The 24829-nt window shown below is 65.6% G+C and carries 25 protein-coding genes; 17 read left to right on the top strand and 8 right to left on the bottom strand.

Going from position 1 to position 24829, the window contains the following annotated elements; translation table 11 throughout:
- Window positions 1–130 precede the first annotated feature (130 nt).
- From rpsP to trmD, 4 genes are read left to right on the top strand one after another with little or no spacing between them, the layout of a single operon-like run.
- Window positions 131–550, top strand: coding sequence for a 30S ribosomal protein S16 (gene rpsP, locus D9V34_RS11825; RefSeq protein ID WP_121689013.1), 420 nt, complete (start codon window positions 131–133; stop codon window positions 548–550).
- Between the two features lie 2 nt (window positions 551–552).
- Window positions 553–789 carry an RNA-binding protein gene (locus D9V34_RS11820; protein WP_030148708.1) on the top strand — a complete coding sequence of 79 codons (237 nt, stop codon included), beginning with the start codon at window positions 553–555 and terminating at the stop codon, window positions 787–789.
- 1 nt (window position 790) lies between these two features.
- Complete coding sequence (gene rimM, locus D9V34_RS11815) at window positions 791–1486, top strand: ribosome maturation factor RimM (protein ID WP_121689012.1); 696 nt, start codon at window positions 791–793, stop codon at window positions 1484–1486.
- Between the two features lie 4 nt (window positions 1487–1490).
- A complete protein-coding gene (gene trmD / locus D9V34_RS11810; RefSeq protein WP_121689011.1) occupies window positions 1491–2201 on the top strand; it encodes a tRNA (guanosine(37)-N1)-methyltransferase TrmD in 711 nt (236 codons plus the stop codon).
- Window positions 2202–2315: 114 nt separating this feature from the next.
- Here trmD and D9V34_RS11805 read toward each other — a convergent pair whose 3' ends face one another.
- From D9V34_RS11805 to D9V34_RS11795, 3 genes are read right to left on the bottom strand one after another with little or no spacing between them, the layout of a single operon-like run.
- Window positions 2316–4049: a thiamine pyrophosphate-binding protein gene (locus tag D9V34_RS11805; protein ID WP_121689010.1), complete on the bottom strand. Its 1734-nt coding sequence runs from the start codon at window positions 4047–4049 to the stop codon at window positions 2316–2318.
- Window positions 4046–5062, bottom strand: coding sequence for an agmatinase (gene speB / locus D9V34_RS11800; RefSeq protein ID WP_121689009.1), 1017 nt, complete (start codon window positions 5060–5062; stop codon window positions 4046–4048). Before speB ends, D9V34_RS11805 begins: the two co-directional genes overlap by 4 nt.
- Window positions 5063–5106: 44 nt before the next feature.
- Window positions 5107–6657, bottom strand: coding sequence for a sodium:solute symporter family protein (locus D9V34_RS11795; protein WP_220700592.1), 1551 nt, complete (start codon window positions 6655–6657; stop codon window positions 5107–5109).
- 99 nt (window positions 6658–6756) lie between these two features.
- On the opposite strand from D9V34_RS11795, the gene D9V34_RS11790 reads away from it, so the two are divergent.
- Window positions 6757–8346, top strand: a complete 1590-nt coding sequence (locus D9V34_RS11790) for a PucR family transcriptional regulator (protein WP_121689007.1) — start codon at window positions 6757–6759, stop codon at window positions 8344–8346.
- 62 nt (window positions 8347–8408) lie between these two features.
- Here D9V34_RS11790 and map read toward each other — a convergent pair whose 3' ends face one another.
- Complete coding sequence (map, locus tag D9V34_RS11785) at window positions 8409–9176, bottom strand: type I methionyl aminopeptidase (RefSeq protein ID WP_121689006.1); 768 nt, start codon at window positions 9174–9176, stop codon at window positions 8409–8411.
- 75 nt (window positions 9177–9251) lie between these two features.
- On the bottom strand, window positions 9252–10676 hold the full coding sequence (yczR, locus tag D9V34_RS11780) for a MocR-like transcription factor YczR (RefSeq protein WP_121689005.1): 1425 nt from the start codon (window positions 10674–10676) through the stop codon (window positions 9252–9254).
- A gap of 103 nt (window positions 10677–10779) precedes the next feature.
- Between yczR and yczE the strand changes: the two genes are divergently transcribed.
- The 7 genes from yczE to D9V34_RS11745 all read left to right on the top strand — a co-directional run bounded on the left by yczE (window position 10780) and on the right by D9V34_RS11745 (window position 15166).
- A complete protein-coding gene (yczE, locus tag D9V34_RS11775) occupies window positions 10780–11469 on the top strand; it encodes a membrane protein YczE (RefSeq protein WP_121689004.1) in 690 nt (229 codons plus the stop codon).
- A gap of 81 nt (window positions 11470–11550) precedes the next feature.
- Entirely contained in the window at window positions 11551–12063 is a 513-nt protein-coding gene (locus D9V34_RS11770) for an MFS transporter (RefSeq protein WP_121689003.1), read from the top strand.
- Window positions 12064–12228: 165 nt separating this feature from the next.
- Complete coding sequence (gene rplS / locus D9V34_RS11765) at window positions 12229–12576, top strand: 50S ribosomal protein L19 (RefSeq protein ID WP_121689002.1); 348 nt, start codon at window positions 12229–12231, stop codon at window positions 12574–12576.
- A gap of 83 nt (window positions 12577–12659) precedes the next feature.
- Window positions 12660–13403, top strand: a complete 744-nt coding sequence (lepB, locus tag D9V34_RS11760; protein WP_121689001.1) for a signal peptidase I — start codon at window positions 12660–12662, stop codon at window positions 13401–13403.
- Window positions 13403–14062, top strand: a complete 660-nt coding sequence (locus tag D9V34_RS11755; protein WP_121689000.1) for a ribonuclease HII — start codon at window positions 13403–13405, stop codon at window positions 14060–14062. Before lepB ends, D9V34_RS11755 begins: the two co-directional genes overlap by 1 nt.
- A 12-nt stretch (window positions 14063–14074) precedes the next feature.
- The gene (locus D9V34_RS11750) at window positions 14075–14398 is read left to right on the top strand and encodes a DUF2469 domain-containing protein (protein ID WP_030148722.1); all 324 of its coding nucleotides are present in this window, start codon (window positions 14075–14077) and stop codon (window positions 14396–14398) included.
- A gap of 102 nt (window positions 14399–14500) precedes the next feature.
- Window positions 14501–15166 carry a DsbA family protein gene (locus D9V34_RS11745; RefSeq protein WP_121688999.1) on the top strand — a complete coding sequence of 222 codons (666 nt, stop codon included), beginning with the start codon at window positions 14501–14503 and terminating at the stop codon, window positions 15164–15166.
- A 72-nt stretch (window positions 15167–15238) separates the two neighbouring features.
- Here D9V34_RS11745 and D9V34_RS11740 read toward each other — a convergent pair whose 3' ends face one another.
- Together D9V34_RS11740 and D9V34_RS11735 are read right to left on the bottom strand one after the other, a co-directional pair.
- Window positions 15239–16264: a YeiH family protein gene (locus tag D9V34_RS11740; RefSeq protein WP_121689091.1), complete on the bottom strand. Its 1026-nt coding sequence runs from the start codon at window positions 16262–16264 to the stop codon at window positions 15239–15241.
- Between the two features lie 155 nt (window positions 16265–16419).
- Window positions 16420–17034: a LysE family translocator gene (locus tag D9V34_RS11735; protein WP_245992015.1), complete on the bottom strand. Its 615-nt coding sequence runs from the start codon at window positions 17032–17034 to the stop codon at window positions 16420–16422.
- Window positions 17035–17152: 118 nt separating this feature from the next.
- Here D9V34_RS11735 and D9V34_RS11730 point away from each other — a divergent pair, with 118 nt between their 5' ends.
- The gene (locus tag D9V34_RS11730; RefSeq protein WP_030148726.1) at window positions 17153–17608 is read left to right on the top strand and encodes an Lrp/AsnC family transcriptional regulator; all 456 of its coding nucleotides are present in this window, start codon (window positions 17153–17155) and stop codon (window positions 17606–17608) included.
- Window positions 17609–17726: 118 nt separating this feature from the next.
- Here D9V34_RS11730 and D9V34_RS11725 read toward each other — a convergent pair whose 3' ends face one another.
- Window positions 17727–19055 carry a threonine/serine exporter family protein gene (locus tag D9V34_RS11725; protein ID WP_183091975.1) on the bottom strand — a complete coding sequence of 443 codons (1329 nt, stop codon included), beginning with the start codon at window positions 19053–19055 and terminating at the stop codon, window positions 17727–17729.
- Window positions 19056–19327: 272 nt separating this feature from the next.
- On the opposite strand from D9V34_RS11725, the gene D9V34_RS11720 reads away from it, so the two are divergent.
- From D9V34_RS11720 to D9V34_RS11705, 4 genes are all read left to right on the top strand, one after another.
- Window positions 19328–19702, top strand: a complete 375-nt coding sequence (locus tag D9V34_RS11720; protein ID WP_121689090.1) for a YraN family protein — start codon at window positions 19328–19330, stop codon at window positions 19700–19702.
- Complete coding sequence (locus D9V34_RS11715) at window positions 19699–21375, top strand: YifB family Mg chelatase-like AAA ATPase (protein WP_121688996.1); 1677 nt, start codon at window positions 19699–19701, stop codon at window positions 21373–21375. The genes D9V34_RS11720 and D9V34_RS11715 overlap by 4 nt, the downstream gene beginning before the upstream one ends.
- A 116-nt stretch (window positions 21376–21491) precedes the next feature.
- Window positions 21492–23480 carry a DNA-processing protein DprA gene (gene dprA / locus D9V34_RS11710; RefSeq protein ID WP_245992014.1) on the top strand — a complete coding sequence of 663 codons (1989 nt, stop codon included), beginning with the start codon at window positions 21492–21494 and terminating at the stop codon, window positions 23478–23480.
- Between the two features lie 243 nt (window positions 23481–23723).
- Entirely contained in the window at window positions 23724–24626 is a 903-nt protein-coding gene (locus D9V34_RS11705; RefSeq protein WP_121688994.1) for a tyrosine recombinase XerC, read from the top strand.
- Window positions 24627–24829 lie beyond the last annotated feature (203 nt).

Genomic DNA, 24829 nt, shown 5'->3' with positions numbered 1-24829 from the left:
ACAGAATAGGTGTTTGAGTCCGTGTGTGGCCGACCCTCTATCCGCCCACTCAGACCCCATTAGAGCTTTCGCCGCGTGTGCACCCCACGCGCTCGGCACCAGTTCACCACACTAAACACACAGGAGAATTGTGGCTGTCAAGATTCGTCTCAAGCGCATGGGTAAGATCCGTGCACCCTACTACCGTGTCGTCGTTGCCGACTCGCGCACCAAGCGCGACGGTCGCGTGATCGAGGAGATCGGTAAGTACCACCCCACCGAAGAGCCCTCGTTCATCGAGATCGACTCGGACCGTGCCCAGTACTGGCTCTCCGTTGGCGCACAGCCGACCGAGCAGGTTGCCGCTCTGCTGAAGCTGACCGGTGACTGGGGCAAGTTCAAGGGAGACAAGGACGCCGTCTCGACCGTCAAGGTCAAGGAAGCCAAGGCTCCCTACGTCTTCGACGCAAAGAAGAAGCCGGTCCTGAAGCCCAAGACCGAGAAGGCACCCGCCAAGGTCGAGGAGACCGAGGCTGCTGCTGAGACTGCAACCGAAGAAGAAACGGCGTAACTTTGCTCTCCACCGCTCTGGAACACCTCGTTAAGGGGATCGTTGACCACCCGGAAGACGTCCAGGTCGCGGCGAAGAGCACGACGCGCGGCGAGATCCTCGAGGTTCGTGTGAACCCCGAGGATCTCGGCCGCGTGATCGGCCGCTCGGGTCGCACCGCGAAGTCGTTGCGCACCCTGGTAAATTCTCTCGCCGGTGACTCCCGGGTACGGGTTGACGTTGTCGACACCGCTGCCTGAGATGAATCGCGGAGTAAAGCCGAAGAGTAATCAGCTGCGTGTCGGCCGGCTGACGAAGGCACATGGGCTCAAGGGAGCCCTCAAGGTAGAGCTGTACACCGACGATCCCGCACACCGGTTTACCCCCGGAGCCGTGTTCACCCTGCAGGTGCCCACCGGTTCGAAGTGGCACGGCAAGACGATTGAGCTTGCCGAGCTGCGCTGGTACAACGGTCATGCGGTTGCATTCTTAAAGGGTGTCGAGGACCGCAACGAGGCGGAAACCCTGGTCAAGGCGATCCTCTGGATCGATGCCGACGAGGCACCCGATAACGACGAACCCGACGCCTGGTACGACCACCAGCTCGCCGGTCTGCGCGTGATGCGCGACGGCGTGGAGGTGGGGACCATCGCTCGGATCGAGCACATGCCCGCCCAGGATCTGCTGATCGTGAAGGCGGCATCGGGCGAGGTCATGGTTCCGTTTGTCTCGGCGATTGTGCCCGAGGTCAACGTGGAGCAGGGCTTTATCGTGGTGACCCCGCCGATGGGACTGTTCGAGGACCTGGCGGAGATCGCAGCCGAGGAGGCTTCGGCCGCCGAGGTGTCCGCGGACGATGCTTCGGAGAAGCCGGTTTCCGCTGAGGAGGCCGCTGCCGAGACGTCCAAAGACGACGCTTCGGACGGTACCGAATCGTCCGCAACCCCCGCGGAGTAGCACCATGAAGATCGATATCGTCTCCATCTTCCCGGAGTACTTTGACGTGCTCAACGTCTCGCTACTGGGCAAGGCCCGCCAGTCGGGGCTGATCGACATGAACGTGCACAACCTGCGCGATCACGCCCATGATCGGCACCGCACCGTGGACGACACCCCCTACGGTGGTGGTGCCGGCATGGTCATGAAGCCCGAGCCCTGGGGTGAAGCCCTGGACTCCATTCTGGGTGCCGATGCCGTTGCCTCCGAGGATTCGCCGCTGGTGATCTTCCCCTCGCCCGCTGGTGAGGTCTTCGATCAGAAGATGGCGCGTGAACTGAGCCTGGAGCCCGCTCTGGTGTTCGGCTGCGGACGCTATGAGGGCATCGACCAGCGCGTGTTTGATCACACCGCAACCCAGGCGCGCGTGCGTCTGGTGAGCATTGGCGATTACGTACTGAACGGCGGCGAGGTCGCCGTGCTGGCGATGATCGAGGCCATCGGTCGTCTGATTCCCGGCATGGTGGGCAACCCCGAGTCCCTGGTCGAGGAGTCCCACGAGGACGGCTTGCTGGAATACCCCAGCTACACCAAGCCCTCGGTCTGGCGCGAGCGTGAGGTCCCGCCGGTACTGCTCTCGGGCAACCACGGCGCGGTAGATAAGTGGCGTCACGAGCAGCAGGTGGAACGCACTCGTCGTGTGCGCCCGGATCTGCTCCCGCCCGAGCAGCGCTAAACACGTACAACAGAGTCCCCGACACCATCCGGTGTCGGGGACTCTGCGTTTGTTGGGCGACCCCGGAAGATCCGGGCGAGACCAGGTAATCCGGGCTAGGCCAGGAGACCTGAACTAGGCCAGCCGATCTAGGTGGGTCGGGGCGAACAGCCCGAGGACCGTGGGCACCACGATCACCCGCGGTCCCGGAGCCGCCAGTGCAACCTCGATCGCCCCGGCCAGGTTTTCCGGCTGCACGAGCTCGGCGGAGATCCCAAACGCCTCGGCGAGGGCCACATAGTCGGGCCGGGCCAGCTCGGTGGCGGTGGCGGCACCGAAGGCACCGGTCATGTACTCGCGCAGGATCCCGTACCCTCCGTCGTCGATGATGAGCCAGGTGACGTTGAGATCGTGCTGCTTGAGGGTGGCCAACTCGGCGATCCCGTAGAGCGCACCGCCGTCACCGGAAACCGCGAGCACGGGGGCGTCGGTGCCGTCGACCCGGTGGCCAAACGCCGCCCCGATTGCCGCCGGGAACCCGTAGCCCAGGCCCCCGGATCCCTGCGCGCTGGCAAACTCCCCGCCGCGCGGGTCCCAGGCCGACCACGCCCAGTAGGCGAGGATCGTCATGTCCCAATAGGTGTTCACGTTATCGGGCACCGCGCGGCGCAGCGCGTCGACCAGTGCGCGTTCGGCGGTGAGGTCCTGTGCGTCGAGGCGGGCGATCACGGTGTCCAGCAGCCCGTCGATTCGGCCGCGCACCCGTTCTGCGCGCACCGCGCGCTCGGTGATTGCGCGGGTATCCAGTGCCCTCGCCAGCGCCCCCAGCGCGAGTTTCGCATCGGCGTGGATGCCCAGCCCCGCGTGGTTGGAGGTGACCTTACCGAGATCGGCCTCGATGTGGATCACCCGGCCGCCGGGGGCAAACGTGTGGTAGTTGCTCGAGGTTTCCCCGAGTCCGCTGCCCACCACGAGGAGAACGTCGGCGGCCTCAAGGAACTCGGTCACCGCGATGTCCTCCAGCCACGATCGCGCCGACAGAGGGTGTGCCCAGTCGAAGGCGTTTTTGCCGCCGAAGGTTGTGACCACCGGGGCCTGCAGCGCCTCGGCCACCGCGCGCAGCTCGTCTCGGGCACCGGCCCGGGCCACCCCGCCACCGGCGAGGATCACCGGATTGCGGGCGCCGGCCAGGGCGTCGGCCGCGGCCTCGACCAGCTCGGGACGCGGCGCATGGGCGCGCACCTGCGGCGCAATCGCCCGCACCGGAGGGACCAGGTCGGCCGCGTCGGCGAGCAGAATGTCCTCGGGAACCTCGACCATGGTTGGCCCCGCGGGAGCCTCCAGCGCCAGCTCCCACGCAGCGGTGAGTGCCGAGGGGATCTGCGCCAGGGTACGCACGGTAAAGGTGGACTTCACGACCCCGCGGAACGAGGCCGACTGATCGGGCAGCTCGTGCAGGTACCCGTGCCGCCCGCCGCCGAGTCCGGCCACGGGGATCTGTGCGGAGATCGCCAGCACCGGAATCGAGGAGGCCGCGGCCTCCTGCAGCGCCGCGAGCGACGTGAGCGCGCCGGGTCCGGTGGAGAGCAGCAGCGGGGCGACCGATCCCGAAACCCGGGCCAAGCCGTCGGCCATGAAGCCCGCGTTGTTCTCGACCCGGGAGCTCAGATAGTGCAGGTCGCTGCGGCGTAGCGCGTCAAACAGGCCCAGCGCGTGCTGGCCGGGAAGCCCCACCACCGCGCGGGCACCGAGTGCGCGCAGGGTCTCCAGGGTGACGTCCCCGCCGATCCGGACTCGGGCCGTGTCCTGCGAGTCGAGGTGGATCTCAGGGACAGGGTCCCCGCCAATCCGGGATTCGGGGGTGCTCATCGGGTTCCCTTTCCGCCGTCGCGCAGCGCGAGCAGCGACACCAGATCATACGCCACATGGGAGGCGGCAACCCCGGTAATGTCGGCGTGATCATAGGCGGGAGCCACCTCCACCACGTCGGCTCCGACGATGTTCAGCCCGGCCAGCCCGCGCAGAATCTCCAGCAGTTCGCGGCTGGTCAGCCCGCCCGCCTCGGGCGTTCCGGTGCCGGGCGCATGGGCGGGATCCAGCACATCGATGTCGATCGAGACGTACAGCGGCCGGTTCCCCACGCGCTCGCGCAGCCGGGCCACAATCTCGTCCACGCCCTGGCGGAAGACGTCGGCGGAGGTGAGGATGCCGAAGCCGAAGCGGCGGTCCTCCTCAAGGTCACGGTGTCCGTAGAGCGGACCGCGGGTGCCGACGTGGCAGATTGACTCGGTGTCCACGATGCCCTCCTCGACCGCCCGCCGGAACGGGGTGCCGTGGGTGTACTCGGCGCCGAAGTAGGTGTCCCAGGTGTCCAGGTGGGCGTCGAAGTGCAGCAGAGCGACCGGGCCGTGAACGGCGGCCACCGAGCGCAGCAGCGGGAGGGCCAGCGTGTGATCCCCGCCCAGGGTCACCAGCGAGGTTCCGCCGCGCACCAGCGAGGTTGCCGTGTCCTGGAGCACACCGAGCGCCTCGGGAATGTTGAACGGGTTGAGCGCCACATCCCCGGCGTCCACAACCTGCATCCCGGCAAAGGGCGACACATCCAGGGCCGGGTTATAGGGACGCAGCAGGCGGCTGGCCGAACGAATGTGCTCGGGACCAAACCGCGCCCCCGAGCGGAACGAGACCCCCGCATCCCAGGGGGCACCGAGGATCGCCACATCGGCGTGCTCGACGGTCTCGATGCCCGGTAGTAGGGCGAAGGTTGCCGGGCCGCTGTAGCGGGGAACCAGGGCGGAGTTCACCGGTCCGGTGAAGCCGTTTTCCACCACGCGCGCGGCGTTGGCGCTCAGTGATGCGGGAAGGTGCGGGTGTGCAGACATGGTGTGTCCTTTCGCGGGTGTTGCGGAGGTGCAAGAAAGAGGGATTAGTGGGCGTGCGGGTCGAAGCGGATGGTGGCCGTCTCCGGGTGGGACACGTTGATGTCCTCGCTATCGCTCGCCGAGAGTCGGCGCGTCCACTCGGTCATGATCTCGGGCTCGGTGGGCTTGGTCAGCAGGCTCACCACCACGTAGGTGACCAGGCTGGTACCCAGGCCGAAGTAGATCGGCTCATTGGCCAGAATGTCGGTGGCAAACATCGTGATGATCACCGCTACCGTGCCGGTCAGGATGCTGACCCAGGCACCGAGCCGGGTGCCGCGCTTCCAGATCAGCCCGCCGAGGATCGAGACAAACAGCCCGCCCACCAGGATGTTGTAGGCGATGGTGAGCGCGGCGACCACGCTGTCCACGGCCGAGGCGATGCCCACGGTGCCGATTCCGAGCACCAGGATCGCGACCCGGTAGACCACGAGCGATCCGGTCTGCGAGAAGCTCTGGGTGCCGGGGCGGAAGATCGCCCGCAGCCGCGGGAAGATATCCGAGGTGAGCACGGTGGCCGAGGCGATCAGCGCCCCGCTCGCGGTGGACATCATCGCCGCCAGGGCCGCGGCCAGCACGAGTCCGCGCACCCCCGGGGGCAGGGCGTCCTGGACGATGGTGGCAAATGCCGCATCGGGGGATTCCAGGTGCGGGTAGAGCACCCGGGTGGCCATCCCGATCAGGGCACCGGCGACGCCGTAGATCAGGCAGTAGATGCCCGAGGCCAGGCCGCCGCGGGTTGCGATCTTCGGGGTGCGGGCGGTGAACACACGCTGCCAGATGTCCTGACCGATCAGCAGGCCGAGGGTGTACACCACGATGTAGGTGATGATCGTGGCCCCGCCGATGGACCAGGGGGAGAAGAAGGAGTCGGCCAGGCGCTCACCCATCCCGCTGAATCCGCCGGCGTGGGCGAGGGAGATCGGCAGTAGCAGGAAGAGGATGCCGATGGTCTTGATCACAAACTGAACGACGTCGGTCAGCGTGATCGACCACATCCCGCCCATGACCGAGTAGGCGATCACCACGGTGCCGCCGATTGCGATGCCGGCGATATTGGGGATCCCGAACAGCACGTGGAAGATCGTGGCGTAGGCGAGCGTCGATGTCACCGTGAGCATGAGCGTGTAGAGAAACATCACCACGCCGGAGATCAGGCCCGAGTTGCCGCCGTAGCGCAGGTCCAGCATCTCGGTCACCGTGTAGACCTTGAGCTTCACGATCCGCTTGGCAAAGAATGCGCTGAGCACCAGGATGCCCAGGCCAATGGCCACCACGAGCCAGGCGCCGGAGAGGCCGTGGGTGTAGCCGAGGCCGATGCCACCCACGGTCGAGGCCCCACCCAGCACGATGGCCGAGAGGGCACCCGAGTACATGAACGTGCCCAGGCGGCGTCCGGCCACCAGGTAGTCGCTCTTGGTTTTGGAGCGGCGCAGGCCCCAGTAGCCGACGCCGAGGATCACGATCATATAGACCGCGATCACGATATAGTCCAGGACCACGTTGTCCTCCCGAGGAGTGTGGGGGAACGCGGCCCGGGGATGGTGCCGCGTCATTGCTTATCGGTCAGGCTAGCCAGGAAATCCCGGCCGGTATGTGTGTAAAATATCCCGAATTAGCACCAGATAAGATAATTCATCCTGCGAGGAGGGCTCATGTCGCCAGATTTCCCGTCCACCGGTACCGCGCGTCCGGCGGGAGCACCGCCGCGGCCCACCGGTGTGTCGCTGGGCACGCTGCTCGCCGCACCCGAGCTGGGACTCACGCTGCTGGTACCCGGCGATACTGACCCCGCGGACATCGTGATCACCCACTGCGCGGTCGTGGAGCTCGAGGAACCCGGCACATACCTCTCCGGGTATGAGCTGCTGCTGATCACCGGACTCGGACTCCCGCAGACCGAGAGCGCCCTCGACACCTATGTGGGTCGGCTGCGGGAGAGCGGGATCTCGGCGCTGGGCTTCGGGGTCGAGCCGGTGTATCGCGAGGTTCCCGAGCCGCTGATCGCCGCGTGTCGGCGCATCGGCTTGCCACTGGTGCGGGTGGATCGCGCGGTCCCGTTTGTGCAGGTCACCGCCCACTTTGCCGCCGAGCTGGAACGACTCCGGGTGCGCGGATTGCAGACCGTCAGCACGCTCGCGCGCCGGCTCACGGCTGCCGTGCTGCGGGCGCAGCCCGAGCGACGGGTGATCGAGGTGCTGGCCACCGAAACCGGCTCCCGCGTGCTGCTGCGGGAGGGGACGGACGTGCTCTCGGCGGGTGGGACCGATCCCGATGCGCCGCTGTTTGCCCAGGCCGATGCGCTGCTGGATGCCGGCGAGGGCATGGTGTTTGGGGTGACCGAGGATGGGCGTGAGCTGGTGGCCCGGCGGATTACCGAGGAGGGGCAGCGCGCGGTGCGGGACACCGTGCTGGTACTGGTTAAGGACCACGTGCTGAGCGAGGACCGTACGGGCTTCTCACTCGCCGCCGACCTGATTCGGGTGGCCAAGGGGCTACCTCGCTCACAGACCATCGCCCTGGATCAGCTGATGATGCTGCTCCTGGTGGACGGCGTCCCGATCGACCCGGCAGGTGTGGAGCGCTGGGCGCGCCTGGTCGCCACCGCGCTGAACGCGGGGGCCTCCCGCCGGGTGCACACGGTGGTCGCGGTGGCCACCAACGGCGAGCCCGCACGCCCCGCCGACCTGCTCTGGTGGCGGCTGGCCCTGGACACCCCGTTTGTGGATGAGCGCGCGGGATCCCTGCGCGCGCTGGTCGCCGAGGTGCCCGGAACCGAGGTGCTGCGGGCGCTTGAACGTCGCGGATGGATCGCCGGGATCAGCGCCGGGTATCCGGTGCAGGAGGTCGCGACCGCGGTGCGCGAGGCGGAGCTGTTGCTACCGCGAGCCCGGGAGGCCGAGCGGTCGATCGTGGCGGGGGAGGAGCTGCGCAGTCTGGGTGCGCTGATCCCCGCCGAGCTCTCCGACCGCTTCGCCCACGCCGTCCTGGAACCGCTGCTGGAGGCCCCGGACTCCGCCGAGCTGATCGGCACCCTCTATACGTGGCTGCTTAATAATGGTGGCTGGGATCGCGCGGCCCGCGCCCTGCACCTGCATCGGAACGCGGTGCGTCGTCAGATCCAGCGGGTCGAGTCGCTGCTCGGCCGAGACCTGGAGGATGCTCACGCCCGCGCGGATTTGCTCTTCGCGCTGCGCCACCACGTGGATGATGGCGGGGCGGTGGCGCGGGCGCGTCGCGGGTAGGCTCATCCGAACGCAGAACGCCCCGGCTGTGCACGCACAAACCGGGGCGTCTGGAGGGTTCGCTAGTCGCGGGCGGTGAGGATGATCGGACCGTCGGCGGTGATCGCCACGGTGTGCTCCTGGTGCGCGCCGCGCGAGCCGTCGGCCGAGCGCAGGGTCCAGCCATCGGCGTCGGTGATCAGCTTGTCGGTGGTGTGCAGGAACCACGGCTCGATCGCGATAACCAGGCCCTCGCGCAGCGGGAATCCGCGGTTGGGGCGGCCCTTATTGGGCACGTGCGGCTCGCCGTGCATGGTGCGACCCACGCCGTGACCGCCGAAGTCGGTGTTGATCTTCAGCCCGGCGACGGTGGCAACCGCGCCGATCGCGTTGGAGATATCACCCATCTTGTTGCCGACCACTGCCTGGGCGATGCCGGCCTCCAGGGCGTTCTGGGTGATCTCGATCAGGTGGCGATCCTCGGGACGCTCGGTGCCCACGATCAGTGACAGCGCCGAGTCGGACACCCAGCCGTTCACCGAGGCGGCGAAGTCCACGCTCAGCAGGTCACCATCCTGGAGCACGTAGTCGTGGGGCAGGCCGTGCAGTACGGCGTCGTTCACCGAGGTGCACAGTACCTTGCCAAACGGGCTGGCGCCGAAGGAGGGGTGGTAGTCGATGTAGCAGGACTCGGCACCGCGATCCCGGATCATCTTGTGGGCCAGCTCGTCCAGCTCCAGCAGGTTCACACCCACCGCGGCCTTCTCCTCCAGGGCGGTCAGGACCTCGGCCACAAAGCGTCCGGCCGGACGCATCTGCTCGATCTCTTCGGGGGTGCGCAGTTCAATCATGCGTCTATTCTCGCAGGATCCACCGCACTCACGCATATGGCCGCGCGGAAACCGCGATCCACGGTCGGGGGTGAGTTACACCACCGGTTCAAACACCCGGCGCTGGGCGCTCGGCGACCCCACCGCATCGGCCGCGCGGCGCAGCGCCAGAACGCCGGCGGTAAGGTCGGCGTTGGTGTAACCGAAGGGCAGGCGGAGGTAGTTGTCAAAGGCCCCGTCCACCCCGAAGCGCGTCCCGGGGATGATCGCCAGTCCCTCGGCACGGGCTGCATCGGCGAGGGCCAGGGTGGAGATGGTTCCGGTGTGCTGCCACAGCGACATGCCGCCGTTGACCACGTGCGTGTTCCACTCGGGGAAGTGCTCGTTCAGCAGCCCGACCAGATGATCGCGGCTGTCGCGCAGCTGGGTGCGACGGAAGCCCAGGACGCTATCGATGTCGCGCAGGGCGAGACTCGCGACGATCTGTTCCAGGATCGCGGTGCCCAGATCCACCCCGGATCGAACCGCGAGAATCCGATCCACGAGCGGCCGGGGTGCGCGAATCCAGCCGATCCGCATCGCGCCCCACACCACCTTGCCCAGCGAGCCGAGGGTCACCACATCGCGGGAGAGCGCGGCCAGCCCGGTGCGTTCACCCCGGTCGATGTCGAGCCAGGACGTGGTTTCATCCACGATCAGGGTGGTGCCCGCCTGCGCGGCTGCCCGCACGAGGGCAAGGCGATCCTCCTCGGCCAGGCTCGCCCCGCTGGGGTTTTGGAAGTCCGGCATGATGTACGCGGCGCTCGGACGGGCGCGGCGCAGGAGCTCGGTCGCGGCCGCGACGTCCCACCCCTCGGGTTCGATCGGGAGGGGGAGCAGGCGTGCACCCCCGGCGGCCAGGGTGTCGAACGCGTGCGCGTAGCTGGGATGCTCGATCAGGACCCGTTCGCCGGGCCGAATCAGCGCGTGGGTCACCAGGTGCAGCGCGTGCTGGGCGCCGCTGGTCACGATGATCTGCTCGGGGGTGGTGGGGATGCCGCGTCCCACATAGTGCGCGGCAATCGCCTCGCGCAGCAGCGGAAGGCCGTGGATGTCGTAGCCGGACTCATTGATGTGATCGGGGATCCGCTCAACAGCCTCGGCATAGAGGTCGGTGATGCCCGGGTAGGCGGTGAAGGTGGCGCGTCGAAAGTCGATGGCGCTGGTGCGCAGGAGGTCGCTCTCGCCGCGTTCGCCACCGGGTAGGCACAGCCGCGAACCCGAACCGCGCACGCTGGTCAGATAGCCGGCCTCGCGCAGGGCCGCATAGGCCGCGGCAATCGTGTTGCGACTGAGGCCCAGTCGCGTTCCCAGATCGCGTTCGGCGGGCAGACGGGTGTCAGCGGCTAGGCGTCCGTCCAGCAGCAGGAGTCGGATGCGCGCGGCCAGGGCCCGATAGGTGGGCTGGTCTGGGCGCTGCCAATCGCCGAGCGCGCGAACGAGCCTGCTGGGGGAGACCGGGGGCGGCGTGGCTGGTGACATGGTGCCACTTTATCCGATGTGGCACTGTCGAGGGGTGCCAATTTGCCGGACGATGGGATTCTCCCCGGGCACCTGCCCGGGCATCTCGTTAAAGAAGGACCCCATGCACCACCTCCTCACCGGCACCCATCCGCTCCTGCGCACCACCCGACTCCTGGTCGGCCTGGCCGGTTACGGCATCGCGATTGCCCTGTTTGTCCGCGCGGACCTCGGCCTTTCACCCTGGGATGTGCTCTCGCAGGGCTTCTCGGTGCGCACGGGCATCGAGTTCGGGCTCAGTGTGCTGATTCTCAGCTTTCTGATCATGCTGCTGTGGATACCGCTGCGCCAGAAGCCTGGGATCGGGACGCTGGTCAACGCGCTGACGGTGGGCCCGGTCGCCGGTTTTACCCTGACCCTGCTCCCGCCGATCGAATCGTTCCCGGTGCGGATCGTCCTGTTTATCGCCGCGATGGTGCTCCTTGCCCTCTCCAGCGCCCTCTATATCGGGGCGGGCCTGGGTCCCGGCCCCCGCGACGGGCTGATGACCGGGGTCACCGCCCGCACCGGCTGGACAATCTGGAAGGTGCGCGGATCGATCGAGGTGATCGTGGCTCTGGGGGGCTGGGCTCTGGGCGGCGGGCTCGGGGTGGGCACGGTGATCTTCGCTCTCAGCATCGGGCCGATGATTCAGTATTCCCTTCGCCTGCTCCGGGTCCGGCTGGCCGGAACCGCCCCGGTCGACGCTGCCGAGGGCCCCGCGCAGCAGGGCCCCGGGACCGAACCGATCGCGTTGCCCGAGTCGGTCGCTTAGGCGCTACGCCCCTCGCGAAATCATCCTCGGGAACGACCCTCAGGCATATCCTCGGCGGCTCGAACGCCGTATTCTGGAGGTATGTTCGTTCGTCGTGTTTTCCTTCGCTGGATGTTCCTGGCCGTGGTGGTTCTCCCGCTGTGGCCACTACTGGGCTGGGTGATTTTCGACGGCAACAACAACGGCTGGGACTTCCTCGGGCTCCTATTCGCAATGCCCATCCTCTTTATCGCGCTGCTCGCGGTGACCCTGCTAATTTACGGCCGGGCCCAGGTGCGACGACAGCGCGCACTGGAGTGGGGTGATGTGGCCGTGCTGGCGATCTGGCACGCAACCATCATCGGCTTCGGAATCTTCGGCTCCTCGATGGCCCTGTTTGGTGTGCTCGGGGTGATCGCCGGTCTGGGGGCCCTCTGGTATTCCATCTGGCGGCTGTTCCGCGAGGCCGCGGTGCGTACCCGAGAAGCGATGGCCGAGTTTGAACGTCTCGCTCAGCAGCAGCCCGGTGCGCCCGGTCAGCCCGGGATGAGCGCTCCGCGATTCGAAGATGACGGCGAGTACATCGTGATCGAGGAGCGTCCGCGCGACTCCTAGCCTGCACTCGGCCAAGTTGAGGGTGCGCCCGGAAGTGTGACATAATTACCCCTTGTGCCGCGGCCACGCTCTGCCACAGGGGAGCCGGCATCTATGCGGACACACACCTACATCAAAATTCTATTTTCGTAGTCGACCTGTGGCGGGTACAGAGAGCGAACAAAAATGCATATCCTCGACGCAGTCGATGCAGCATCGCTGAAGTCGGACATCCCGGCATTCCGCGCCGGTGACACCGTCAAGGTTCACGTAAACATCATCGAGGGCACCCGCTCTCGTGTCCAGGTCTTCCAGGGTGCGGTTATCCGTCGCCAGGGTGACGGCGTTCGCGAGACCTTCACGGTCCGCAAGGTCAGCTTCCAGGTTGGCGTGGAGCGTACCTTCCCGGTGCACTCCCCGGTGATCGAGAAGCTCGAGGTTGTCACCCGCGGTGACGTCCGTCGCGCCAAGCTGTACTACCTGCGCGAGCTGCGCGGTAAGAAGGCGAAGATCAAGGAGAAGCGCGACTTCTAAGCGCTGCTTCATATCTCTCACGGCAAGCCGTCAGAATAACCGAGCTCCCCACCGCTATGCTGGTGGGGAGCTCGGGCGGTTAAATGACAGATAGCATTCTGGCGGGGGAGAATCTACCCTCGCGACGTAATAAGCGCGCTACCAGAAAGCGCGGTGGATGGTACTTCGTCCGCGATCTTGCGGTCATTGTAGTTATCGCGATCCTGGCATCCTTCCTGGTGAAGACCTTCCTGGTGCGCTCGTTCTACATCCCCTCGGGGTCGATGGAGAACACGCTGCAGGTCAACGACCGCATCCTGGTGAACGAGCTGGTTCCCAATGTGGTCCCGCTTCAGCACGGTGATGTTGTGGTCTTCCGCGATCCGGGTGGATGGCTACCGGTCACCCCCAAGCAGCAGCCCGCCAACGCCCTGGTGGGCGCCGGTGAATGGTTCCTGTCGCTGGTGGGCCTGGCTTCACCCGACAACAACGATCACCTGATTAAGCGGGTGATCGGTCTCCCGGGCGACGTGATCGAGTGCTGTAACGCACTGGGACAGATGACCGTCAACGGCGTTCCGCTGGATGAGCCGTACGTCAAACTCAACGGAAATCAGAGTGTTTCCGGCGTGAACTTCAAGGTCACCGTGCCCCCGGACAGCCTGTGGGTCATGGGAGACAACCGCTACGACTCGCTGGATTCCCGCTTTAACCAGGATGGCCCCACCAAGGGGTTCGTTCCGATCAAAAACGTCGTGGGTCGAGCCTTCGTGATCACCTGGCCCTTTGACCGCTGGAGCGGTCTGGGCAACTATCCCGAAGTGTTCAACGGCGTAGAAAAGAAGTAATGCCCGCAGTATTGCCCACCGATGAGGTGGAAACGCAGTTTTTGGCGACCGGTTCGCGCCTGATTATCGGATGCGATGAGGTAGGGCGCGGCGCAATCGCCGGGCCCGTTGCCGTGGGAATGGCCGTGTTTGTTCCGGGGTTGGGATCGCCGCCCGAGGGCCTGCGCGATTCCAAGTTGGTGAGCGAGAAGAAGCGCACGGTGTTGGAACCCCTGGTGCGTGCCTGGACGCCGCTGCACGCGGTGGGTATGGCCAGTGCCGCCGAGGTGGACCAGATCGGCATCGTGCCCGCCCTGGCTCTCGCCGGCAAGCGTGCACTGGGGATCCTGCACGCGGCCGGTGCCGATGTCGCCGGGGCCACGATCCTGCTGGATGGATCCCACGACTGGCTCTCGCCGGGGCTGGCATCCCCGTTGGATGTGCGTACCCGGGTGAAGGCCGACCGTGACTGCGTCTCGGTGGCCGCCGCCTCGATTATCGCCAAGGTCGAGCGAGACACCCTGATGCAGGAGCATGACGCCTCCCATCCCGAATACGGATGGTCCGGGAACAAGGGGTACGGATCGCCCGCTCACCTCACCGCCGTTCGTGAACACGGCCTGACCGCGCAACACCGAGCCACCTGGCTCGGCGCATACACAACACCCGAAAGCGTCTAGGATAGAGACACCATGGATGATGACGAGATTGAGGACTACGACCGTGAGGTCGAGCTCGCCCTGTACCGCGAGTATCGCGATGTGGTTTCCCAGTTCAAGTATGTGATCGAGACCGAACGCCGGTTCTACCTCGCCAATGAGGTAACCCTGGTGCGTCAGGACACCGAGCACGATTTCTATTTTGAGATCACGATGAACGACGTCTGGGTGTGGGACATCTATCGGTCGGACCGTTTTGTGAAGTCCGTTCGCGTTCTCACCTTTAAGGACGTCAACGTCGAGGAGCTCAATCCGAGCGATTTCGAGATTCCCAAGGATCTCTCGCTCGGAAAGTAACATCCCGGCGTCGTTACGGTCGCCAGGCGGCCAGTGCGGACTTTTGTCCACGCTGGCCGCTTTCGTGTTTTCCCCCGTGGTTTCGACTAAGCTCGGGTCTCGATGCGTACCAGTACTCGAATTCAGATTGCCGTTGTCGCCCTCCTCCTCATTGCGGCGGGGGTGGTGTATCTGGTGATTGCAAAGCCGTTCGAGAAAAAGGAAGTGGCCTCGCCCTCCGCCTCCAACGGGATTTCGGTGGTGGCAGAAAACAGCCACCGACTCGATGACGCCGGTCCCGATGCCGTGGTGCTCACCGAGTTCCTCGACTTCGAGTGCGAGGCCTGCGCGGCTGTGCACCCGTATATGGAGCAGATTCGGAAGGACTACGCGGGCAAGATCACCTTTGTCCTGCGCTACTTCCCGCTGAACGGACACCCCAACTCCGGCCCCGCCGCCCTCGCTGCCGAGGCCGCCGCCCGTCAGGGCAAGCTCGAGGTGATGTACAACAAGCTCTTTGACACCCAGGAGGAGTGGAGTCACAAGGCCGATTCCCAGGCCGATGTTTTCCGCGGCTATGCCGAGCAGCTGGGTCTGGACATGGCGGCCTATGATGCGGCGATCGCCGACCCGGCCACCGAGGCGCGAGTGAAGGAGGACCTGGACGCCGCAACTCGATTCGGACTTCAGGGCACCCCGTCGATCTTCGTGAACAACGAACCGCTGCAGCTCACCAAACTTGACGACATCCGCGCGGCCCTGGATAAGGCGCTGGCCGAAAAGAGCTAGTTTTCCCGACCTCTCGCGATATCCGGGTGCCGATGAGGCACCCGGATTTTGCATTTTCGAGGCGTATCGGGACTACGCGCCGGGCTGGAGCAGCCAGACGGCGGCGAGGGCGAGCAGCGCGATCAGCACCCAGGAGGCCAGGGCCAACAGTGCGGTGCGTGCGCCGCCGCGGCGCAGCTCGCCCACGCGTACGCCGGACCCGAGAGAAAACAGGGCCAGAGCGAGCAGCCAATCCTGCGCCTGGGCGGCGACATCCAGGATGCCGGGGGCCACCAGATCGAAACTGCGCAGCACAATCATCAGCAAAAAGCCGGCCACAAACAGGGGCAGGATCGGGGGCAGGGTCGCGGAAACCGGGGTCTCCAGGGCCGCCGAGTTTCGACGTTCCCGGGCCCGGACCACCAGCGCCGTTCCGGTCACCATCGGGGCCAGCAGAACCACCCGGGTCAGCTTCACCACCACCGCGATGGCCAGTGCTCCCGCGCCCGCGGTCTGAGCGGTAGCCACCACCTGGCCAACATCGTGGACGCTTGCTCCGACCCAGAAGCCAAACTCGGCCGGGCCGAGGCCCAGCAGGTGACCGGCCAACGGGAGCACCGCTATCGCCAGGGTGCCGCACAGGGTGACCATCGCAACCGGGGCGACCGCATCCTTATTCTTGGCACCGGTGGCCGCACTCATCGCACCGATCGCCGAGGCACCGCAGATCGCAAAACCGGCGGCCATCAGGAGTGGCTGATCGCCGGGCAGGCGCAGGAGCTTGCCGCCATACAGGGTTCCCATGAACGTGATGAGGACGATCCCGATCACCACCAGCAGGGTGGGCCAGCCCAGACCCGCCACATCCACCAGGCTGAGTTTCAGGCCGAGCAACACGATGCCCAGCCGCATGAGTTTTTTGGCGGCAAAGGCGATGCCGGGAGCGGCGAAGCCGCGCAGAATCCGGGCCGTCGCGGGTATATTGGCGGCGAGAATTCCCAGCAGCACGGCCCAGGTGAGTGCGGGGATCGCCGGGGTGAGGAGATGAATGCCCTGGGCCGCCACCGCGGCGATCAGGGCAATGCCCAGGCCGGGCAGAACCGTGCGGATGCGGGTCATCGGTGGGGTGGAGGTGCTCACACGGAATCCTTTGCCTGGGGAGGGTCGCCGCGCGGTACCTCGCCGAGGCGACATACGCGCAGGCTCTACGCTAGCGCGGAATGGGGTGCCGCGCGTGATTGCCCGAGCACCCCGTTTGGTGCATCAGATCCGGGTTAGAGGGTGAACATTCGCATGACCTGTTCGACCAGGATGCCCAGACCAACACCGATCATCGCAATGCCCGCTCCCCGGGTCACCAGCATCGTGGCGCGCGGGCGCGAGCGCAGGAGTCGCCGGGCCAGCACGGCCACGATCGAGTAGACCACGATGCCGTTGATCACATGCAATCCGCCCAGAACCAGCATCTGGTCGGCCGCCGGCCACCCCACCGGGGAGAGGAACTGGGGGAGTAGGGCGAGGAGCAACAGTAACCCCTTGGGGTTGAGTCCGCTGACCGCGATGCCGCGGAAAAACTGGTGTGCCGACCGGGTATCCAGCGCCTGTTCGCTGGGCGCGAGTGGGCCGGCGCGCTGCACCAGTGTGCTGGTGCCCAGGTAGATCAGGTAGGCCGATCCGGCGAGTGAGAGCAGGGTGAGCGTGATCGGTTCCGCGGTGACCAGTGCACCGACACCCAGCGCCAGCACCACCACGATGATCGTGTAGGCGCAGGCCATCCCCAGGATCGCAGGGGCGATGGTGCGTGCCCGCAGCCCGGCCGAAATCGCATAGGCCCAATCGGCGCCCGGGGTGAGCACGAGGAGCACCGCGACCAGCCAAAACTGTGTCATCAAAGCGAGATCCATTACGCGTCCTTTCCCTCTATAGTCGAAGATTCTATGAAGAATTTCGCGAGAGGTGCTCCGCAATGACGCGCGACTTGCGGGGTTTGCTGGAAGAATGGGTGCTATGGACGCTATTAACCGGGAGATTCTTTCACTGTTGCAGGATGATGGGCGGATGAGCGCCACCGATCTGGCCACCCGGGTGGGACTGAGCCTCTCCTCCTGTCACCGTCGCCTGCGCGAGCTTGAAGCCTCCGGCGCGATCGAACGCTACCGCGCCGTGGTTGCCCGCGAGGCCGTGGGCCTCACCTTCGAAGCCCTCATCTTTGTGACCATGAGCCATACCGACCTGCACACGATCACCGCGTTTGAGGAGGCCGTGGTCGCGATTCCCAACGTAGTGGATGCGCAGCGCCTCTTTGGTGAGCCCGACTATATGATGCGGGTGCTCACCCGAGATATCGCCGCGTATCAGGAGCTCTACGACACCGAACTCGGTGCGCTGCCCGGCGTGCAGCGCCTCACCTCCACCATGGTGATGAAGCGGCTCGGGGCCGAGGGTACGGTGCCGCTGGGGTAGTGCGGTTGCGGTGGGACAGCCCTGTCCTGCTGGGGTAGTGCGGTTGCGGTGGGACAGCCCTGTCCCGCTGGGATAGTGCGGTTCCTGTGCGGCCCGCACCCGTTGGCGTGTGTTGGACCTAGGGGCGAGGCCGATGCCAGGGGCGCCGCAGCGTGCGCGCACCCGTGAGCGGGAGGTCTGCGGCCGTGGTGCGTTCACGGTGCAGACGCCACACGGTTTTGTCGAGCCACAGGTCGATGAGACCGCCCACGTGGATGCCAATGCACAGGCTCAGGAACGAGGTGAGCGCGGCCATGACCGCTCCCTGGCTCTGCGTGGCCAGGGAAACCAGGGCCACGGTTCCCGGGACAAAGAGCAAAAAAGCGGGGAAAAAGGTCACCGCAGCTGGAAGCGCAGGGCGGACCCGTTCCAGGGTTTTGGCGGCGAGAAACACCACACCGGCCGCGGCACCAATGGCTACGGCGGCACCGAGGACCGGGGTGAAGAGCAGCGCGGCGGCATAGGCAGCGCACATGATCAGGGCCGAGGCGAGACTCAGCTTGGTTCCCGCTTGGAAGATAATACTGACACCCGCGGCCAATCCGATCACCCCGAGCCAGACGGCCCACAGCGGTGGTGTGGATTCCCATCCGCCGTGCTGGGCCGGACGCGTAATCTCTCCCACCAGGGACGAGGTCGTCGGGTCAACGGCCAAGCCGGTGAGCACCGAACCCGCGGCGATTCCCGCGAGCATGAATCCCATCATCATGAGTCCGCCCACCATGCGTGCGGCACCGGAGATCACATCGGATGAGGTCACCTCCAGGAGTGCCTTGGCAATCACCGAGCCCGGCACGAGCACCACAACCGGTGCCACGACGGCAAACAGCGAGATATTGGGGAATGAGAACCAGGTCGAGGCGAGCCCGATCAGGACGGTGGAGATAAACGACACCACAAACGGCTGTAGGGCCACCCCGGGACGGGAGCGTTCAAATACCCCCATGATCATTCCCACGATCACGCCCACCACGAGGGCCGTCAGGATCGCCCACCAGGGGCTCTGAAACAGGGTGGCAAATGATGCGGCGGTGACCGCGTTTCCCAGGACGGTTCGCCAAAACGAGCGCGGTTTTGAGCGTGATCGCATGCTGTGTGCGAGTTCGGGCACCTGATCCAGGCGCACCTGCCCGCGGCGCAGCTGAGAGGGGAGCTGATTGGCGACCGCTGCCTCGCGGAAGGTGAGCTCGGTGCGGGCGGTCACGCTGACCGTGGCCCCGGTGTGCGATTCGGTCACCAGTACCAGGGTGGGAAACACCGAGTATTCCAGCGTTCTGAGCTCCAGTGCGGTGCGAACCTCCTGGAGAGAGGCACCCACGGTGGTGACCGATTCTCCGGCCTCCAGCAGGATGGCCCCGAGGGTCGCAAAATCGCGCGCATGCGCGGGTTCAAAAGTGGTGATCGACACGGAAACCTCATCGTCAGTCGGTGACGAATGTAAGCGTATATCGAATTGATTGGGCCGATGTTTCGGTGTGTCGGAGGGCGCGGGGTGTGGGGCACCGAACCGCAGGTCTGGATGGGGGATTTGGAGCACAGAACGTCCCAGGTCGAGGGATGACGGCGGGCATTCGAGAAGTCCTCCACAGGTGGCGTGATTGGTGCCATTCTCCACAGGATGGGGCGGACACCGGGTGAGGGCGGAGGGCGCGCGCAGGATGGGGGCAAGGAGGTGCACCCATGACACAACGACGGGGCCGATACAACAACCAGCGGGTAGGCCGTGAGGGAGAGACGATTGCCGCACATTTTTTACGCGAACTCGGGTTTACCATCACCCGGCAGAACTGGCGCTGCCAATACGGCGAGGTCGATATTATCGCCCGAGACCGCGCGGGCACCCTGATTTTTGTAGAGGTGAAGACTCGGCGATCACACGGTGCGGGGGACCCGTTGGAGGCCATCACGCCGCTCAAACTCAGCCGTATGAACGCGGTCGCCCAGGAGTGGCGTCGTCAGCATCTGTTTACCGGCCGGATTCGCCTCGATGCCATCGGCATCACTCTGGGGATTCCCGGAGGACCCCGAATCGAGCACCTGCGCGGTGTCTCATGAGTGTCGGACGAACGTGGGCGGTCTCGCTGCTGGGGATTCACGGCGCAATGGTCGAGGTCGAGGCCGATATTTCGCAGAGTCTGCCCCGGCTCGTGATTATCGGCCTGGCGGATCGTTCTCTGGGGGAGGCCGAGGGGCGTGTGCGTCAGGCCGCATTCAACTCGGGGTGCAAACTCCCCACCGGACGAATCACCGTAAACCTTTCCCCCGCGGGTCTCCCCAAGGCCGGGGCTGGATTCGACCTCGCCATCGCGCTGGCCTGTCTCGCGGCGGACGCCCGCTTATCCCGAGACTCGGTCGCCGAAGTGGTCCATCTGGGGGAGTTGGGCCTGGACGGGAGGTTGCGCGCGACCCGAGGAATCCTGCCGGCCGTACTCGCCGCACGCGATGCGGGCTTTATGCGCGTGATGGTTCCGGCCGCCAACGGGCCAGAGGCAGGGCTGGTGCCCGACATCGAGACGATCCCGATTGAGTCGTTGCGTGCCGCCGCGATCTGGCACGGGGCCGATGTGGAACCCGCACCCGAGTCTGCCGCGTCGCGCGGTACTCGAACAGGTGTTGGGTCTCCGTCCACGGGCAGTGCACCGAACTCACCCACGGCGCTGCCCGGCATGCCCGGAGCCCCGAGGCTGGGCGGAGAATCTGCGGATCCGGCCGACCTCGAATTCACCGGCGCATCGAGTCGGCGAGCCGACGCGTTTTTAGGGTCGGAGCCCTCGCTGGCCGAGGTGATCGGCCAGGATGTGGCCGTGGATGCGCTGATCACCGCCGCCGCGGGTGGACACCACCTAGGCATGATGGGGCCACCCGGTAGTGGAAAATCCATGCTGGCAGCCCGACTCCCGGCTCTCCTGCCGGAGCTCTCCCCGGAGGCCGCACTCGAGGTGGCCGCGGTGCGTTCGTTGAATGGAGACTCATTGGACGCGGGGATTCCTACGCGTCCACCCTGGGAGGCCCCGCATCACAGTGCGTCCGTTATCTCCCTCATCGGGGGTGGGAGCGGGCTCATCCGTCCCGGTGCGGCCGCCCGCGCCGCACACGGAGTTCTCTTTCTCGATGAGGCGGCCGAGTTCCCCAGCCACGTCCTCGATACCCTGCGACAGCCCCTGGAAACCGGAGAAATCATTATTCATCGTGCGATTGGGGCCGCCTCGTTTCCCGGTCGGTTCCAATTGGTGCTCGCTGCAAACCCTTGCCCGTGCGGATACTACGACGAGAAGGAGATGCGGTGCCGGTGCCCGGCACAAAACGTGCGGCGGTATCAGGCTCGTCTATCCGGCCCCCTTCTGGACCGTATCGACATCAAGGTCCGGGTGCATCCGCTGACCCTCGCCCAACTGCGGTTTGCTCGCGATTCGCCCCATCGTGATCACGAGGCCATCCGGCTCCGGATCCAGCAGGCCCGAGATCGTGCTCGCCATCGGTTGCGTGATACTCCCTGGGGGCGAGCGGCCGAGGTTCCCGGGAGCTGGCTGAGGGAGGGGCCGATCGCAATTCCCACAGCCACTCTGAGCACCCTCGATGACAGCCTTGCTCGTGGGCGGCTCAGCATGCGCGGATATGACCGCGTTCTACGTGTCGCCTGGACGGTTGCGGACCTAGCCGGACATGCCCTACCCACCGCCGAGGACGTCTCGCATGCGCTTGATCTGCGTGAGGGATTCCCCATGTAGGCCCGATCACCATGCTGTGACACCTGTGATGTGTACCTCGAAACCAAGGAACCGAAATGCCCCACTCAATGCTGTTTGGACTCCCGCGGGCGCGCGTGCTCGATACTGCCGCGGCCGTGCGCCGCACCGCCGAAGGCTTGCCGATTAGCTCCGAGCGCAATTCCGCGGCGGTTGGTGGGTCCACGAGGGATGCTGAGGCCGAATATATCGAGACCTTTGCTCGCGCAGCCTGGTCCGCCATCGTTGAACCGGGGGATTCGGCGGCACATGAGCTCATCAGCCTCCTCGGTGCCCCCGCGGCGCTCACGGCGCTGGTACGGGACGAGCCCGTGGCGTATTGGTCCGCAGTCCTGCTCAATCATCACGAGGAAGATCGTGATCCCACGGCCACCCGGGAACATGTCGAGCGGGCGCTAGGGCGGTGGCGGCCCCGGCTTGCCGCCGATCGAGTCCTGGATATTCTGGATCGCGCGGATCGCACCGACACCGTCATCATCGGGCCGTCAGACCCCCAGTGGCCGTTAGCGCTCAACGATCTGGGCGCTCATGCGCCGCTGTGTCTGTGGGTGCGCGGAAACCTGGACACGCTTAGTGCCAGCGCAAACTCGGTCTCCCTGGTGGGCGCGCGAGCGTCCTCCCGCTACGGAGAAAACGTCACGCTGGAGATTGCATCCGGGCCGGTGGACCGCGGCTACGCCATCGTGTCGGGGGCAGCGTATGGGATTGACGCGGTTGCCCATCGCGCCACGCTGGCCAGTCATGGTCAGACGGTGGCGGTGCTCGCGGGCGGGGCTGATCGGCCCTATCCTGCCGGACATACCGCGCTGCTGTCGCGGATCTTTCGTGACGGTGTCGTGATTTCCGAGGTCCCCAACGGCACCTCACCCACCCGCTGGCGGTTTCTGCAACGTAACCGCTTGATTGCGGCCCTGTCTCGGGGCACCGTGGTGATGGAGGCCGGATGGCGTTCCGGGTCGCTCAATACCGCGGGACATGCGGCCACGCTCGGTCGCCCGTTGGGAGCGGTTCCGGGTCCGGTGACAAATGCCTCCTCCGCCGGGTGCCATCGTCTCGTGCGTGAGTACGGGGCCCAGCTCATCACCGATGTTGACACGGTGGTTGAACTCATCGAGCCCCTGACGGCCTCATCGCCCGTGGTCCCAGATCTCGGCGCACCCGACCCGCTGGACGTCTCGTCCCCGGCCAAACATCCCGCCCACGGCGCGACGCCCGCCAAAACGCGTACGCTAACGGCCCCCGCACATCACCTCCGGGACGAAACCGGCACCGCTGATCATCCCGGATCCGTTGCCCCCGCCGAATCCGTTAATACCGAATCCGCTATCGCCGAATCCGTTATCGTCGAGGCCGTCGACCCGAGCGTCGGTGGAGGCCTCAGCGGTGGCCTTGGCTCCGGCTTCGATGTACGTTCTCACCGCGATATCGATCCGAGCAGTGATGCCGACTCAAACAGCGATGCCGACTCGAACAGCGGTGCTGGTCAAAACAGCGTTGTGGATCCGAATAGCGGTATTAGCCCTGACAGATCGCGGGCTCGAACACGGCTGGCGGTCGAGGCATCAAAGTTCTACGCAGATGACGATGGTTATCTGGAGCCCGACCCGGGTGAGGAACCGACATCGGCGACGAAGGACTCACCGCGCGGAGACGCACATGACGGAGACGGTGAATCGTCCCTGCCAAGTGAGAGCCCGATCTTTCTTGACACTTCGATGTCCCATCCGAGCGCATATTCAGTGCCGACCCCACTCACGGCAGCCCCCGATCCGGGGATGGTACGGCCCGCCCAGAAAAGTAGCCACCCATCGCTTCCGGGAGCCGGTGAACTCGGCGGGTCACCCCGCGTGGGGTATCCGAGGATCGTAGGGGCGGGTGAGCGTCGGCTTTCACCTGGGGTGGAAAGCTCGGAGATCGCGCGAGTACGCGACTGCCTCAGCCATCGTCGCCCGCGCCAGACTCGCGATATCGCGATCGAGGCGGGCCTGTCGCTGGCAACAGTCCGAGCCGCACTGGGCGTTCTCGCACTCCATGAGGAGGTGTTCGACAACGGAGACGGTTGGCTCCTCAAGGTACAACCCCGGTAATCATGCTCTACAGCTCTACAGCTCTACAGCTCTACAGCTCTACAGCTCTACAGCTCTACAGCTCTACAGCTCTACAGCTCTACAGCTCTGCGGTTCTATGCCTCTATGCCTCTATGCCTCTATGCCTCTATGCCTCTATACCTCTATGCCTCTATGCCTCTACGGTTCTTCGGCTCTACAGCCCTATGGAGAGTGAACGACGTGTGGGGCGCGGGGAATTGATCCGTATGACAGCATGGGGACATGCAGATTCCTTTAGCTATCGAGGAGTACCTCGATGTGCTGCACTCCGAGCGGCAGTATTCGCCGGCGACCGTGCGTGCATATGGTGCCGATCTGCAGGCGCTCGCCGAATTTGCGTCACGGCGAAACGTCGACACCGTGGACGGTCTTGACCTGGAACTGCTGCGGGACTGGCTCTGGGACCTGAGTCAGCGCGGGTTGGCCGCCAGTAGTCTGGCCCGGCATGCTGCGGCGGTTCGAGGATGGACAAGCTGGCTAGCTCGCACCAACCGGGTGCCCATCGACCCGGCTGCGCGATTGCGGGCACCACGAGCCGGGCGAAGCCTCCCCAAGGTCGTTGCGCAGGAGCCGTTGCGTGACCTCCTCGATAGTGTTCGGACGAGCGCTGCCGAGGGCGATCCCATCGAGCTGCGAGACAGCGCAGTGCTGGAGCTCCTGTATGCAACCGGCATTCGAGTAGCCGAACTGTGCGCCTTGACCCACCAAGATATTGACTTCCAGCGTCTCACTATCCGTGTGTGGGGAAAGGGTGGAAAGGAACGGGTTGTGCCCTTTGGCGCTCCGGCGCGCTCGGCTCTTGAGGCATATCTTGTTCGTGCCCGCCCGGTCCTCCAGCGAAACGAGTTGGACCGTGTGTTCCTTGGGGTGCGCGGTGGAGCGCTGGGTACCCGTGCGGCCTACACTCTCGTAGCCAAATATTTGGGGACTCTGCCCGGCACTGCCGCGTCGGGACCGCACGCGTTACGGCACAGCGCTGCCACTCACCTCCTTGACGGCGGGGCTGACCTGCGCACCGTCCAGGAGATGCTGGGGCACTCCTCACTGGGCACCACCCAGATTTACACCCACGTATCGACCGAGCGACTGCGGGATGCCTATCGAATCGCGCATCCCCGGGCGTAGTAAACGTCCACGAAAAATCAGTGGATAACGCACAACGCGAATGGTGCAGAGTCAGGGCGGATCCAGGGGACGACGGATAACCCCTGCGGCGCAGGGGGTGGGGACCGACGCCGTGTTGGTCTCAGTTCTCAATTCCCAGCCCGCAGCCCTCAACTCTCAGCGTCTGTTGCTCATGAAAAAATGCTCGTGGCGTGGGGCATAAT

The sequence above is a fragment of the Mycetocola lacteus genome (genome assembly GCF_003667575.1).
Taxonomy (GTDB): Bacteria; Actinomycetota; Actinomycetes; order Actinomycetales; family Microbacteriaceae; genus Mycetocola; species Mycetocola lacteus.
The sequence above is the reverse complement of the archived record's forward strand: the minus strand, read 5'-3'. Positions and strand labels throughout refer to the sequence as shown.

Excerpts from the sequence above, each read along its gene's own strand:
- rimM (WP_121689012.1), top strand. The coding sequence starts at position 791 with ATGAATCGCGGAGTAAAGCCGAAGAGTAATCAGCTGCGTGTCGGCCGG.
- trmD (WP_121689011.1), top strand. The coding sequence starts at position 1,491 with ATGAAGATCGATATCGTCTCCATCTTCCCGGAGTACTTTGACGTGCTC.
- D9V34_RS11805 (WP_121689010.1), bottom strand. The coding sequence starts at position 4,049 with ATGAGCACCCCCGAATCCCGGATTGGCGGGGACCCTGTCCCTGAGATC.
- speB (WP_121689009.1), bottom strand. The coding sequence starts at position 5,062 with ATGTCTGCACACCCGCACCTTCCCGCATCACTGAGCGCCAACGCCGCG.
- D9V34_RS11795 (WP_220700592.1), bottom strand. The coding sequence starts at position 6,657 with ATGACGCGGCACCATCCCCGGGCCGCGTTCCCCCACACTCCTCGGGAG.
- D9V34_RS11790 (WP_121689007.1), top strand. The coding sequence starts at position 6,757 with ATGTCGCCAGATTTCCCGTCCACCGGTACCGCGCGTCCGGCGGGAGCA.
- map (WP_121689006.1), bottom strand. The coding sequence starts at position 9,176 with ATGATTGAACTGCGCACCCCCGAAGAGATCGAGCAGATGCGTCCGGCC.
- yczR (WP_121689005.1), bottom strand. The coding sequence starts at position 10,676 with ATGTCACCAGCCACGCCGCCCCCGGTCTCCCCCAGCAGGCTCGTTCGC.
- yczE (WP_121689004.1), top strand. The coding sequence starts at position 10,780 with ATGCACCACCTCCTCACCGGCACCCATCCGCTCCTGCGCACCACCCGA.
- D9V34_RS11770 (WP_121689003.1), top strand. The coding sequence starts at position 11,551 with ATGTTCGTTCGTCGTGTTTTCCTTCGCTGGATGTTCCTGGCCGTGGTG.
- rplS (WP_121689002.1), top strand. The coding sequence starts at position 12,229 with ATGCATATCCTCGACGCAGTCGATGCAGCATCGCTGAAGTCGGACATC.
- lepB (WP_121689001.1), top strand. The coding sequence starts at position 12,660 with ATGACAGATAGCATTCTGGCGGGGGAGAATCTACCCTCGCGACGTAAT.
- D9V34_RS11755 (WP_121689000.1), top strand. The coding sequence starts at position 13,403 with ATGCCCGCAGTATTGCCCACCGATGAGGTGGAAACGCAGTTTTTGGCG.
- D9V34_RS11750 (WP_030148722.1), top strand. The coding sequence starts at position 14,075 with ATGGATGATGACGAGATTGAGGACTACGACCGTGAGGTCGAGCTCGCC.
- D9V34_RS11745 (WP_121688999.1), top strand. The coding sequence starts at position 14,501 with ATGCGTACCAGTACTCGAATTCAGATTGCCGTTGTCGCCCTCCTCCTC.
- D9V34_RS11740 (WP_121689091.1), bottom strand. The coding sequence starts at position 16,264 with ATGACCCGCATCCGCACGGTTCTGCCCGGCCTGGGCATTGCCCTGATC.
- D9V34_RS11735 (WP_245992015.1), bottom strand. The coding sequence starts at position 17,034 with ATGACACAGTTTTGGCTGGTCGCGGTGCTCCTCGTGCTCACCCCGGGC.
- D9V34_RS11730 (WP_030148726.1), top strand. The coding sequence starts at position 17,153 with ATGGACGCTATTAACCGGGAGATTCTTTCACTGTTGCAGGATGATGGG.
- D9V34_RS11720 (WP_121689090.1), top strand. The coding sequence starts at position 19,328 with ATGACACAACGACGGGGCCGATACAACAACCAGCGGGTAGGCCGTGAG.
- D9V34_RS11715 (WP_121688996.1), top strand. The coding sequence starts at position 19,699 with ATGAGTGTCGGACGAACGTGGGCGGTCTCGCTGCTGGGGATTCACGGC.
- D9V34_RS11705 (WP_121688994.1), top strand. The coding sequence starts at position 23,724 with ATGCAGATTCCTTTAGCTATCGAGGAGTACCTCGATGTGCTGCACTCC.